This window comes from Microcoleus sp. S13_C5, from assembly GCF_036700845.1.
Taxonomy (GTDB): domain Bacteria; phylum Cyanobacteriota; class Cyanobacteriia; order Cyanobacteriales; family Microcoleaceae; genus Microcoleus.
Genome location: NZ_JAUBPR010000056.1, coordinates 3,472 through 18,730, shown reverse-complemented (window position 1 = coordinate 18,730; position 15,259 = coordinate 3,472). Strand labels below are relative to the sequence as shown.

At 46.7% G+C, this 15,259-nt stretch carries 3 protein-coding genes; all 3 read left to right on the top strand.

The window, feature by feature from the left end; translation table 11 throughout:
- Nucleotides 1–25 precede the first annotated feature (25 nt).
- Nucleotides 26–904, top strand: coding sequence for an inositol monophosphatase family protein (locus QUA04_RS16145; protein WP_333258329.1), 879 nt, complete (start codon nt 26–28; stop codon nt 902–904).
- A gap of 402 nt (nt 905–1,306) precedes the next feature.
- Nucleotides 1,307–9,184, top strand: a complete 7,878-nt coding sequence (locus tag QUA04_RS16140) for a DUF4347 domain-containing protein (RefSeq protein WP_333258328.1) — start codon at nt 1,307–1,309, stop codon at nt 9,182–9,184.
- A 504-nt stretch (nt 9,185–9,688) separates the two neighbouring features.
- A partial coding sequence (locus tag QUA04_RS16135) for a DUF4347 domain-containing protein (protein WP_333258327.1) occupies nt 9,689–15,259 on the top strand: 5,571 nt, incomplete at its 3' end.

The window sequence follows — 15,259 nt, the reverse complement described above, 5'->3', positions numbered from 1 at the left end:
TCTGCGGTTCAAAAAAACGAAATTAATGAAAAATCTTGAAGAATTAAGCGACATTTCGCGATCGATCGCCTGGAGTGCATCAGATATCCTACAATCCTATTATCGCCAGGATTCCCACAGTCCTAACCTCGACATCCGAGAACAAAAAGACGGCCCCGTCACTGCGGCTGATGTCGCTGTCAATTCTTACATTCTGGACGAATTGCAGTCGGCTTTGGGGAATGGAGAATTTGGGTATCTCAGCGAAGAAACTTACAAATCTTATTTAGAAACTAACGGTCAAATTCCCTTACCTCAAAGTTGGGTTTGGATTATTGACCCTTTGGATGGAACGCGAGATTTTATTGACAGGACAGGTGAATTTGCCGTTCACATTGCTTTAGCATTCGAGGGAAGACCGATATTGGCAGTTGTGGCTTGGCCCGAACAGCAAAAGATTTATTACGCAGTGCAAAATGCTGGCGCTTTTATGGAAACTCGGGGCGGTTCTGCCGTCAAATTGCAGGTTTCTGCGCGAAATATAGTGGCAGATTTACCTATAGTAACCAGCCGAAGTCACCGGGACGATCGCTTTAATCAATTGTTACAAAAACTGCCTTGTCAAAATCAAATAGCTGTCGGTAGTATCGGCTGTAAAATTGCGACAATTGTCGAACAAAAGGCTGATGTTTATATTGCGCTTTCGGGAAAGTCTGCGCCGAAGGATTGGGATTTAGCCGCGCCGGAATTGATTTTGACGGAAGCGGGCGGTCAATTTACTCGTTTTGACGGTTCTGCTTTGCAATATAACCGGGGAGATGTGAGTCAGTGGGGGGGATTGTTGGCGAGTAACGGTTGCTGTCACGCTGCTTTGTGCGGGCAAGCCGAGCAGATTTTAGCGGGGATAGATGGGGGTTTGAAGTAATCAAAAGTTTAGTAGGGTGCGTTAGAAGACCGTATTTTCTGCACGACTAATTGCTGACGCACCCTAAAGTATGTATCAAAATTGCTGAGCTTGAAATTTCTGTACAATTGCACTTACGTTTCACAAATATTTGTGGTAACTCAATATAGCATTCGTTACAGTAATAATACTTAAGTATTTTCCATATCTTTATCAAAAATTTAATTAACCAGGTATTTTTTAAGAAAAATTTACATATTTTCTGTAAAAAAACTGTTATGGTTACGACAAAAGATGAGGACTCACCGAGTTTTTACGGATAAAGGGTGTGTCTGTATAAATAAAAATTGATAGATAGTTTCGGACGCCAGTCACGAAATAGCGGAATTTTTGTATTTTTTTGAAACCCCAGTCAGGTGGATTATGCCAAATTTAAATATTCCAGTTTCAGTAAGGTCGATCGCCTTTATCGACACTCAAGTTGAAGATTATCAAAGTTTGATGGCCGGGGTAAAACCGGGTACAGAAGTAGTGGTTTTGGATGGGAACCGGGATGCGATCGACCAAATTACTGAAATTTTAGGCCATCGTACCAATATTGACAGCATTCACATCATTTCTCACGGTGCTCCGGGCAGCTTGCAACTCGGCGACGTTAGCTTGAGTTTAGATGATATAGAGCGCGATCGGAATTCTCTACAGCAGTGGTTTTCGCCACGAACCGACTCAATCCCCAACAATCGACCTCACATTCTTTTGTATGGGTGCAACGTAGCAGCAGGCGAGACAGGTAAAGCATTTATAAAACGCCTGAGTGAGTTAACCGGCGCGTCGGTTGCTGCTTCGCAAAACCTCACCGGAAGTGCCGCAAAAGGCGGCGACTGGTTCCTAGAAGTAACAGCAGGGAAAATAGCAACACCTTTAGCATTTCGGCCAGAAGTGCTGGCGGCTTACAACCACGTTCTCTCCAGCTTCAGTACGGCTACTAACTTTAGTGCGGGCTTTTCGCCGACGGCAACTCCTTTTTCGATTGGTACGGGCGACTTTAACGGCGACGGTTTCCCCGACTTAGCCGTGATCAACCTCAACTCCAGAGATATTTCCATATTGTTGGGGACGGGTACGGGCAGCTTTGGTACTGCTACCAACTTATTTAACCCCGGCAACGAGATTCCCAATTCCATTGCAGTGCGCGACTTTAATGGAGACAGCAAACTCGATTTAGCTGTAGCGAATCCTATTAGTGGCGCTAACGGCGATTTCGTTTCGATCCGGCTGGGGACAGGTACTGGCACTTTTGGCAATCCTACCAACTTCGGTCAAGGGATAAATCCTCGATCGATCGCTGCGGGCGACTTTAATGGAGATGGCAGGTTAGATTTAGCCACAGCCCCTTTGAGTGGTAACAACCTTTCAATTCTTTTGGGAGACGGTACTGGTAGCTTTAGCACTCCCGTTAGCATTAATGCAGGCGCATCTCTTACTATTGCCACAGCGGATTTTAACAGCGATAGCAAACTCGATTTAGTCACCTCGAACAATAGCGCCACTAACAATATCTCAGTTTTGTTAGGAGATGGTACTGGAAACTTTAGCGCCCCGGTTAACTTTAGCGCGGGGACAGGGAATCACTTTGTCGTTACAGGCGACTTTAATGGCGACAGCAAACTCGATCTCGCCGTATCGAACACGGCTTCTAACAACGTTTCAGTTTTGTTGGGGGATGGTACGGGTAATTTTGGTACTGCTACCAACTTTAGTGTCGGCTCATCTCCCGAATCTGTAATTGCGGGCGACTTTAATGGCGACGGCAAAACCGATTTAGCCGCGTCTAACGGCGGAGATAACAATGTCTCAGTCTTGTTGGGGAACGGTACTGGCAGTTTTGGTACTACCGTCAATTTTAGTGTAGGAACATTTCCCCGTTCGATCGCTACGGGAGATTTTAATGCTGACGGCAAGTTGGATTTAGCTACGCCGAACTTTACCTCTAAAGATGTTTCTATTCTGCTAAATACACCCAATAAAGTTAATTTCGGTGCAGCAACATACAGTGGTACAGAAGGAACAACAGATACAGTAGTTAGTATTCCCGTTACTCTCAGCGGCGGCACTCCTTTTGCTGATGTAACAGTACCAATTGCGCTCGACCCCAGCAGCACAGCCACCGAAAATTCTGACTACACCATTTCCCCTACATCTATTACATTCCCCGCCGGCACTACTACTCTCACTCAGAATGTTGCAGTTACTATCAAACCCGACAATCTCCCTGAAAACGCCGAAACCGCAATCCTCAACTTTGGCACAATCACCGGAGGCGTTGCAGGTACAACCAAACAAACAACATTAACTATTGCAGCTAACGATCAACCTTCAAGCCTGAGTCCGTATCAAATAGACCTCGAAACAGGCACAATTACTGGTGGGCAAAACCCGTTTATTTCTCTAGTAAATACCCCAACCGACTCAAACGCAGACAGTTGGTTAGAAGCGGTAGCAAAAATCAATTTTGACGGCAAGATCAAGAAAGCAAAATTCATCGTTGAATACGACAAAACTCCGTCAGGATGGACTGTAAATCTCGGCGACTCTGCGTCAAACGAGGGCTATGGAGGGGACGCAGGCAATCAAAGCCGCGATGCCGAGATGCAGATTGTTAACGGGAGTATGGCTGTTTTCGGGAATGACTACAATATACCTCCTGGCGGAGAACTTACCCAAGGAAATGTGCCTAACTTTGTTAGTAATGCTTCGAGTGTGGAGTTAGAAGTCAGCAACGAACAACTTGCGTGGGATAACAAAAGCGGACTAAAAAATAGCTTGAATTCGCCGTATCTTTACGCCCTTAACGGTCAAGCTGATGATGGCGGGCCAGTCAATTCCGAGATTTACGCCGGATTTAACAGGGTGATTTCTGCATATAGCGATCGCATCGGATCGGGTGCTAGCAAGGTGACAATTCTGCTTAATCCGATCGACTACGCGATTACTGCTGGTGTTGCAACCGTTACAGAAGGAAACTCCGGCAAAACTGCTGCCACTTTTACTGTTACCCGCAGCGGTTGCACTGAGTTGGCGAGCACGATAGATTATGCGATCGCGGGTACTGCTACCAACGCCAGCGACTACAACAACATCGGTGGCACATCCGGTGCAACGGGCGCGACTGGTACGATTAGTTTTGCAGCGGGCGAGACATCGAAAACCATTACTCTGGATGTTTTAGGCGACAGTGCGATCGAAGCCAATGAAACCCTTGAGGTTACGCTGTCCAATCCCTCGAAATTAGATTCTACACCGACACTTACCACTGCTACTGCCACCACAACTATTACTAATGATGATACTGCCGGTTTCACTGTCAGTCCAAAAGCCATATCAACAACAGAAGCTGGCGGCAAGGGCGATTTCACAGTCAAACTCGATTCTCAACCAACTGCTAACGTTACCATCGGTTTGAGGAGTTCCAATCCAGCAGAGGGAACTGTTTCGACTGATAGCTTAACTTTCACTCCTGCTAACTACAATCAACCGCAAACAATAACGGTGAGTGGTGTTAACGATTTGGTAGCTGATGGCCCTCAAGCTTACAAAATTGTCACGGCTGCTGTTGTGAGTACCGATGCTAATTACAATAACCTTGATCCTGATGATGTCACCGTCACCAACAGTGACGATGACACTCCGGGAATTACAATTAATCCGACGGCGGGATTAACTACTGGTGAAGATGGCACCAAGGCTAACTTTGCTGTGGTTTTGAATACTCAGCCGATCGCTGATGTTACTATCGGTTTGAACAGTTCCAATGTTGCCGAGGGAACAGTTTCGACTAATAGCATAACTTTCACTCCCGATAACTGGAGTGCACCACAACCCGTGACAGTAACAGGGGTTGACGATAGCATTGCTGACGGCGATATTGGCTACACAATTGTCACGGGGGCTACTGTTAGCACTGATCCGAATTATAACAACCGAGATGTAGCGGATGTTAGCCTCAGCAATAAGGACGATGATACGACTGGTGTTTCTATTACTCCTACGGAAACAACTGCTACAGAAGGTGGTGTGAATGGCAGTTATCGGATCAAATTAACGTCGCAGCCGATCGCCCCTGTAACTATCACTCTCACAACAGGTGAGCAGATTGAAGCGATCGCCCCTGTGACTTTCACTGCGGATAATTGGAATGCCGATCAAACCCTTACGGTGAAAGCTGCTGATGATACGATTGTGGAAGGGGCGCACAGCGGTAATATCACTCACAGTGTGAGTAGCACTGATGCTAAGTATAACGAAATTGTGGTTCCAGCGGTGACAGTGGCGATCGCTGATAACGATGTAGCACCGCCACCGCCGACACCGCCGACACCAACACCAACGCCAGTAATAGTCGAGCCGCCCACACCGCCGACACCGCCGACACCGACACCAACGCCAGTAATAGTCGAGCCGCCGACACCGCCGACACCGCCGACACCGACACCAACGCCAGTAATAGTCGAGCCGCCGCCACCGCCGACACCGACACCAACGCCAGTAATAGTCGAGCCGCCGACACCGCCGACACCGACACCAACACCAACGCCAGTAATAGTCGAGCCGCCCACACCGCCGACACCGACGCCACCGACACCCCCTGCTATCATCGACACACAGAAGAATTGGTGCGGCGTAGAAGCTGGATTGGATAAACTTGAGAAAATTCTTGACGACCAATTACAGGCAGTTAACCTACCGATTGTCGGCCCCCTCAAGGACATTTCCCCAGATTTTATTGGCGACTTCAAGACTAAGTTAGTCGATACGATTAAAAATCATGGAAATCAAAGTCTGAGTCAGTTAGAAAGTAGCCTCCGCACTGCACTGGGTTCTGACTTCAATGTTGCTCTCACTGAGAATTCTAGCGCTGATGAAAGTACCTTGCTAATTACTCTTGGCAAGCAATATCAGTTTCCCGATATCAATCTATCGCAAAATTTAGGAGTACCAGCCTTAAGCTTAGATGTAGATGGAAAAGCCAAATCCAAATACAACTACAACTTGTCCCTAGGAGTTGGTGTTAGTAAAGATTTCGGCTGCTACATAGATACGGACAAAACCAAGTTAACCGCCAACATTGACTTGAACCTAGATGACCAATTCAAGGCTAAAGGGAACTTAGGTTTTTTCCAAGTTGATCTGGCAAACGATACCAACAACCCTACTAAAGTCGATGCCAACCTCGAAGTCCAGCTCAATGACTTAGACAATCTCGGCGGCCCCAATGATGGATCTCGCCTCACCTTGCCAGAACTGCAAGGTAACTATCAGTTTAAAGACTTATTCAATGCCAACTTAACGAGCAATGCTAATCTCGGTCTCACAGCAAAAACCAGCATCAACGACAATGCTGCATTCCCCTCCTATAACTTCGACTTAGCAGTTGATTGGCCCATCCTAAATTACGCTAACGGTCAATTAACCGGGCCGCAAAAGCCCACAGTTGCATTTAACAATATGCAACTAGATTTGGGGACATTTGTCAATAATTTTGCCAAACCAATTATCGGTAAAATTTCCGATGTCATCAAACCATTTCGACCAGTTATAAACTTTCTCAATACCGACACCAAGTTACTGTCTAAAATCGGTCTAGCGGGGCCGTTTGATAAAAATGGCGATGGCATAGTCAGTGTAATAGAACTGGCAGCAAAAATATCGGGTCGCGATATCGATACTCGCTTCTTAGAGGCGGTTGCAAAAGTTGATAAAGTTGTTGATTTGGCAAACCAAATAGCAAATTCTCCCGATAAAATCGACTTGGGTTCCTACACTCTGGGTAATATAGATGTTGCCGACCCAACTGCTAATCTTCAGAATGCTTTACCAGCTCCAACAAATGCTGTACAGCAAACGGCTAACCAACAAGTTAACTCCAAAACAAGCGCCACTGTCAAAGAATTCTTAAATGCTTTGCAAGATATTGATGGCTTTGATTTGCCACTATTGACGAAACCAGAAACCGCAATTCAATTGTTGATAGGTAAACCGGATGTTCCAGTCTTCAGCTATCAGATGCCCCAACTGGGATTTGACTTTAATATCGATCAAAAATTTCCAATTTGGGGGCCGATAGAGGGTTTACTGGAAGGGAATTTTAGTGCTTCAGCTCATCTAGGATTTGGGTACGATACCTACGGATTAAATGAGTGGAAAAACTCGAATTTTGATGCGGGTTCTGCTGACAAAGTTTTGGATGGATTTTATGTGAGCGATCGCGAAAATGCTGACGGTACAGGGTTAGATGTTGACGAACTCAGTCTTGACGCTAGTATCGCAGTGGGTGCTGGGATAGATGCAAAAATTGTCGAGGGTTATGTCAAAGGTGGAATTCAAGGAAAAGTCGGCATCGATCTGATAGATATTGGAGAATTCCAGCCCAAACAAGGCGGTGACGGCAAAATCCGAACATCGGAAATTACTTCGCGCATCAGCAAACCCTCGGTACTGTTTGATGTAACAGGACAAGTTAATGCTTTCTTGGGCGCAGAAGCTAAGGTAATTTCAGTCAAATTTTGTGAGAAAAGTTTCAAAATATTTGGGAAGCGCTTCCGTATACCTTATCCTTGCGGATTTGATTACAAAACAGTCTACGATAATAACTTGGCCACATTTGAGTTAGCTGACTTTAGTTTGGGACCGAGTTCTAGCACTAGGGGCAGAGCAATTGACGGTTACATGGCCGGGGCTACTGTTTTCTTTGATGCCAACTTTAATGGAGTCCAAGATGATAACGAACCCTTCACCATTACTAACGCCGATGGCAGTTTTGATTTAGATGTCTCTCTTGACGATTTCGACAAAAATAACAGCGGCGATATCGAACCAAATGAAGGCAAAATTGTCTTTACCGATGGCATCGATACTTCTACTTATTTGCCGCAGCAAACGCCCCTATTTGCCACACCTGATGCTACTGTAGTCACTCCGTTAACTACCCTATTGACCGAGTTAGTCGAGCAAGGTACTGACCCTAATCAGGCGCAAATTCAGGTTAAATCTGCATTGGGAGTGTCGTCAGGAATTGACTTGACTAGCTACGATCCGCTACAGGCAATTACTCAAAACGATCCGAATGCTTTGGCGGTTTATGCAGCACACGCTCAGGTGCAAAATACCATTGTTTTGATCACAGATTTAATTAGCGGCGCTTCAAATACCGCGAAAAATGAGATTGCCGAGCGCGTAATTTCCGCCGTTGCCAATCAAATTAAATCAGGCCCTCTCGACTTAAGCAATTCCACGCAATTGCAGGCGATTATTGAGTCGGCGACGAGTCAACTGCAAGTACCGCAAGTATGTAGTATTGCTTCGGATGCTGCCCAAATTATTGCAGAGGGAAATCAGCGAATTGGTGCGATCGCATCCAGCAATTCCTCGCCCTCAGATGCCGCGACAGAAATCGCCCGCATACAAAAAGTCGCACAAGGACAAGTAGCCCAAGATTTACTGCAAGTCGCAGCCGGAAATAAGACGATTCAGTCGGCGATTTCGGAAAATACTGGTGCATCTCTAACTACCAAAATTCTGTCGGCGACAGCTAACAATCCAACAGTCCGTAATACTTTAGATACTGATGACTCCAGTACGCCATCTACACCCGATGAACCATTCCCAGAAAGCGGTATAGAATTCGTCAAAGATGGGACAAATACCACCGAAAGCACCGATGGTGATGATACCATTACTGGCAGCGCTAGCGACGATGTATTGCGCGGTAAAAAAGGAAATGACTTGCTGTTTAGTCTTGATGGCAATGATTGGATCAATGGCAATCAGGGGAACGACTTAACAGATGGTGGAATAGGGGACGATACTCTCTACGGCGGAAAGGGTTTTGATACTTTGACTGGTGGTGCCGGCAATGACTTCCTTTCTGGCAATCGAGGTGAAGACATCCTAATTGGTGAAAAGGGTGACGATACCCTCTACGGCGGCCAAGGCAATGATATTCTGCTAGGAGGTCAGGGTAATGATTTCCTCAGCGGCGATTTGGGGGATGATACCTTAGTAGGGGATGTAGGGAGCGATCGCTTCTTATTATCTACCAATTCTGGTATTGATACTGTTGCTGACTTTGAAGTTGGTCAAGACTTATTAGTATTGGGTAAGGGGCTGACTTTCTCGCAATTGGCTATTGTCCAAGATAGCGATGCAACTTTAATCCGGTTTGCACAAACAGGGGAGATTTTAGCTTCTCTGGCCGGAGTTTCTGCTAACAGTATTAGTGCCGTTAATTTCGCATTGATTTGAGAAAGATGTGGGTTCAAGCACTTATTCTATGTGAGTTTGAAGTAAGTCCGCGCGTGCGAAGCTATCCCGTAGGGAATCGCCCGTAAAGATGGTAACGAATAAGTTTTAGGGGCGGGTTTTACCAAAAATAATTGCCTAAAACCAATTATCTCGTAAACCCGCCCCCGCCCTTGCCCGAACGTCCGCCAGGGGTTGAAACGAATGGCCCAACCGCATCGCAGATATGTATCAAAAATCCCGCTCTTAATATTTCAGTCTCATCACACTTGCTATTGAACGGCTTTTGTGTTATGTAATCCACCTCGCGATGACTCATCCGTAATATTACTTAATAAATTTTCCCATCTTTATCAAAACTTTAATTAAAAAAGTCTTTATAAAGAAAACTTTATATAGATTTTTAGAAAAAACAGTTATTGTTACTACAACCTTCAGAAAGTGTTTCGGACGCAAGTCGCGAAACAGGGGGATTATTGTCTTTTTTTAGCTATTAGTAGGTGCAGTATGCCAAATTTAAATAATCAAGTTTCCATAAAGTCGATCGCCTTTATCGACACTCAAGTAGAAAATTATCAAAGTTTGATTGCAGGGGTAAAACCGGGTACGGAAGTAGTCGTTTTGGATGGGAACCGGGATGCGATCGACCAAATTACTGAAGTTTTAGCTCTTCGGACCAATATTGACAGCATTCACATAGTTTCTCACGGTGCTCCGGGTAGCTTGCAACTCGGCGACGTTCGCTTTAGTTTAGATGATATAGAGTGCGATCGGGATTCTCTACAGCAATGGTTTTCGCCACAAACCGACTCGATCAACAAAAATCGACCTAATATCCTGCTGTACGGGTGCTGTGTAGCAGCAGGCGAGACAGGTAAAGCATTTGTCAAACGCTTGAGTGAGTTAACTGGGGCATCGGTTGCGGCTTCCAAAAATCTCACCGGAAGTGTAGCCAAAGGTGGCGACTGGGAACTGGAAGTCAGAACCGGGGAAATAGAAACGCCGCTGGCATTTGAAGCCGAAGTATTAGCAGGTTACAAGTATGTTCTGCCTACTTTTGATCCGGCAACGAATTTTCCCATAACCTACAGTCTCCGTAAAGTTGCCAGTGGCGATTTTAACAAAGACGGCAATCTTGACCTAGCCTTTGCCAGCACAGGAGTTAATCGCAACGTCTCGATCGCATTGGGAGATGGCACAGGCAAATTTGGCGCTGCCACTAATGTTAATACCAGTCCGCCAAGCGATCTCTATACCTGGTCTGTCGCTGTAGCCGACTTTAACAAAGACGGCAATTCTGACTTGGTTACAGCCAATAATTTGACTAACAATGTTTCTCTCCTGTTAGGAAATGGCGATGGCACTTTTGGTACTGCCACCTACTTTGGTGTGGGCTCAAGTCCGTATACCGTCGCTGTGGGAGACTTCAACGGGGACGGCAATTCTGACTTAGCTACAGCAAATCAAAGCTCTAACAACGTCTCCATCTTGCGGGGAAATGGTAATGGTACTTTTGGCGCAGCTACTAATTTGAGCGTGGGGTCAACTCCCTATTTTGTGCTTGTCGGCGACTTTAACAAGGATGGCAAGTCAGACTTAGCGACAGCGAACGCGGGTTCTAATAACGTATCCGTCCTGTTGCAGAATGCTGATGGCACTTTCGGTATCGCCACTAACTTTACCGTTGGAAATAGCCCTAATTACATTGCTTTAGGAGACTTTAATGGGGACAACAATCCTGACTTAGCAACCAGCAATGAAAGCTCAAACAACGTATCAATACTGTTAGGAACTGGCACGGGAAGCTTTAGTGCAGCTACCAACTTTGGCGTTGCAACACAACCCCTTGCTATTGCTAGTGGTGACTTCAATGCAGATGGAAAAGTCGATTTAGCCACAGCCAACAATTCATCGGGCAATGTCTCCATCTTGTTTGGAAGTGGCAATGGCAGCTTTGGGGCTGCCACTAATTTTCCTGTGGGAACCAATCCCCAAGGTATTGTTGTAGGCGATTTTAACAAAGATGGCTTATCTGATTTAGCTACGGCGAACTTTGGCGGTCAAAACACCTCGATTCTGCTGCATACATCTCCGGCGGTAAATTTTGGTGCTGCAACTTACAGTGGCACTGAAGGAACTGCGGATACAGTAGTCAATATTCCCGTTACTATCAGCGCCACTCCTGACGCTGCTGTAACAGTGCCAATTGTCATCGACCCCACTAGCACAGCCACCCAAAATTTAGACTACACCTTTTCGCCTACTACTGTTACTTTCCCCGCCGGCACTACTACTCTCACGCAGAATGTTGCAGTTACTATCAAGCCTGACAATCTCCCTGAAAACGCCGAAACCGCAATCCTCAACTTTGGCGCAATCACAGGTGGCATTGCCGGTACAACAAAACAAACCACACTAACTATTGCAGCAAACGATCAGCCTTCAACCCTGAGTCCGTACCAAATAGACCTCAAAACAGGCGCCATTACCGGTGCGCCCAACCAGTTTATTTCTCTAGTAAATACCCCTACCGACTCCAACGCAGACAGTTGGTTAGAAGCCGTAGCAAAAATCAATTTTGACGGCAAGATCAAAAAAGCCAAATTCATCGTTGAATACGACAAAGCCCCGTCAGGATGGACGGTAAATCTCGGCGACTCTGCGTCAAACGATGGCTATGGAGGGGATGCAAGCACTCAAAGCCGCGATGCCGAGATGCAGATTGTTAACGGGGGTATGGCAGTTTTTGGGAATGACTACAATACACCCCCTGGCGGAGAACTTACCCCAGGAAATGTGCCTAACTTTGTGACCAACGGTTCCCGCGTCGAGTTAGAAGTCAGCAACGAACAACTGGCGTGGGATAACAAAAACGGGCTAAAAAATAGCTTGAATTCGCCGTATCTTTACGCCCTCAACGGCCAAGTTGATGCTACCGGGCCAGTCAATTCCGAGATTTACGCCGGATTTAACAGAGTGATTTCAGGGCCAGGCGATCGCATCGGATCGGGTGCTAGCAAGGTGACAATTCTGCTTAATCCGATCGACTATGCGATTACTGCTGGTGTTGCAACCGTTACAGAAGGCAACTCCGGCACAACTGCTGCCACTTTTACTGTTACCCGCAGCGGTTGCACTGACTTGGCGAGCACAGTAGATTATGCCATCGGCGGTTCTGCTAGCAACGTCAGCGACTACAAAAACATCGGTGGCACATCCGGTGCAACTGCTGCGACTGGTACGATTAATTTTGCAGCGGGCGAGACATCGAAAACCATTACTCTGGATGTTTTAGGCGACAGTGCGATCGAAACCAATGAAACCCTTGAGGTTACGCTGTCCAATCCCTCGGTATTAGATTCTACACCGACAATTACCACTGCTAGTGCTACCACAACTATCAGTAATGATGATACGGCTGGTGTTTCTATTACTCCTACGGAAACAACTGCTACAGAAGGCGGTACGAATGGTACCTACAGTGCGGTGCTCAAATCGCAGCCAAGTGCCCCGGTAACTATCACTCTCACAACAGGCGATCAGATTCAGGCGATCGCCCCTCTGACTTTCACTCCGGATAATTGGAATGTCGCTCAAACCGTTACGGTGCAAGCGGTTAATGATACGGTTGTCGAGGGGGCGCACAGCGCTAATCTTACTCACATTGTGAGTAGCGCTGATACGAATTATAACGGGATTGTGGTTCCAGGGGTGACAGTGGCGATTACTGATAACGATGTAGCGCCACCGCAACCCCCAAAACCACCGGTTGGTACATCAACCCTGATGAGTCCGTACCAAATAGACCTCAAAACAGGCGCCATTACCGGTGCGCCCAACCAGTTTATTTCTCTAGTAAATACCCCTACCGACTCCAACGCAGACAGTTGGTTAGAAGCCGTAGCAAAAATCAATTTTGACGGCAAGATCAAAAAAGCCAAATTCATCGTTGAATACGACAAAGCCCCGTCAGGATGGACGGTAAATCTCGGCGACTCTGCGTCAAACGATGGCTATGGAGGGGATGCAAGCACTCAAAGCCGCGATGCCGAGATGCAGATTGTTAACGGGGGTATGGCAGTTTTTGGGAATGACTACAATACACCCCCTGGCGGAGAACTTACCCCAGGAAATGTGCCTAACTTTGTGACCAACGGTTCCCGCGTCGAGTTAGAAGTCAGCAACGAACAACTGGCGTGGGATAACAAAAACGGGCTAAAAAATAGCTTGAATTCGCCGTATCTTTACGCCCTCAACGGCCAAGTTGATGCTACCGGGCCAGTCAATTCCGAGATTTACGCCGGATTTAACAGAGTGATTTCAGGGCCAGGCGATCGCATCGGATCGGGTGCTAGCAAGGTGACAATTCTGCTTAATCCGATCGACTATGCGATTACTGCTGGTGTTGCAACCGTTACAGAAGGCAACTCCGGCACAACTGCTGCCACTTTTACTGTTACCCGCAGCGGTTGCACTGACTTGGCGAGCACAGTAGATTATGCCATCGGCGGTTCTGCTAGCAACGTCAGCGACTACAAAAACATCGGTGGCACATCCGGTGCAACTGCTGCGACTGGTACGATTAATTTTGCAGCAGGCGAGACATCGAAAACCATTACTCTGGATGTTTTAGGCGACAGTGCGATCGAAGCCAATGAAACCCTTGAGGTTACGCTGTCCAATCCCTCGAAATTAGATTCTACACCGACACTTACCACTGCTAGTGCTACCACAACTATCAGTAATGATGACAAAGCTGGCTTTACTATTAACCCAACAGCATTAACTACAAGTGAAGTTGGTGGCCAGGCAGATTTTACTGTCAAACTCGATGCTCAACCAACTGCTAACGTTACGATCGGTTTGAGCAGTGACAATGTTGCCGAAGGAACAGTTTCAACTAATAGCTTAACTTTCACTCCCGCTAACTACAATGAGCCCCAAAAAGTAACGGTGACAGGTGTTGACGATTTGCTAGCTGATGGCGATCAAGCTTACAAAATTGTCACGGCTGTTGCTGTGAGTACCGATCCTAATTTCAATAACCTCAATCCTGATGATGTCACAGTAACCAACAGTGACAATGAAACTCCGGGAGTTACGGTAAATCCAACTGCGGGATTAACTACGGGTGAAGCCGGCAGTAGTGCTAACTTTACTGTGGTTCTGAATACTCAGCCGACTGCTAATGTTACTATCGGTTTGAACACGGATAATGTTGCCGAGGGAACCGTTTCTCCTAATACCATAACTTTCACTCCGGCTAACTGGAGTACACCGCAACAGGTGACAGTAACAGGGGTAGACGATAGCCTTGCTGACGGCGATATTGACTACAAAGTTGTCACGGGGGCTACTGTTAGCACCGATGCGAATTACAGCAACCGAGATGTAGCGGATGTTAGCCTTAGCAACAAAGACGATGATACCGCTGGTATTTCTATTACTCCCACGGCAACAACTGCTACAGAAGGCGGTGCAAATGGTACTTACAGTGCGGTGCTGAAATCCAAGCCGACCGCCCCTGTCACCATCACTCTCACAACAGGTAATCAGATTGAGACGATCGCGCCTCTGACTTTCACGCCCGATAATTGGGCTCAGGCTCAAACCGTTACGGTAAAGGCTGTTGACGATACGGTTGTGGAAGGGGCGCAGAGCGCTAATATCACTCACACTGTGACTAGCACGGATGCTAAGTATAACAGTGGGATTGTAGTTCCAGGGGTGACAGTGGCGATCGCGGATAACGACACTGCACCGCCAGTTATAGAACCAAAACCACCCATCAACAATAACGGTACTGGAACAGGGCCCATCAACAATAACGGTACTGGAACAGGGCCCATCAACAATAACGGTACTGGAACAGGGCCCATCAACAATAACGGTACTGGAACAGGGCCCATCAACAATAACGGTACTGGAACAGGGCCCATCAACAATAACGGTACTGGAACAGGGCCCATCAACAATAACGGTACTGGAACAGGGCCCATCAACAATAACGGTACTGGAACAGGGCCCATCAACAATAACGGTACTGGAACAGGGCCCATCAACAATAACGGTACTGGA

Bases quoted from the DNA above. Each gene is read 5' to 3' on its own strand.
- QUA04_RS16140 (WP_333258328.1), top strand. From the start codon at position 1,307: ATGCCAAATTTAAATATTCCAGTTTCAGTAAGGTCGATCGCCTTTATC.
- QUA04_RS16145 (WP_333258329.1), top strand. From the start codon at position 26: ATGAAAAATCTTGAAGAATTAAGCGACATTTCGCGATCGATCGCCTGG.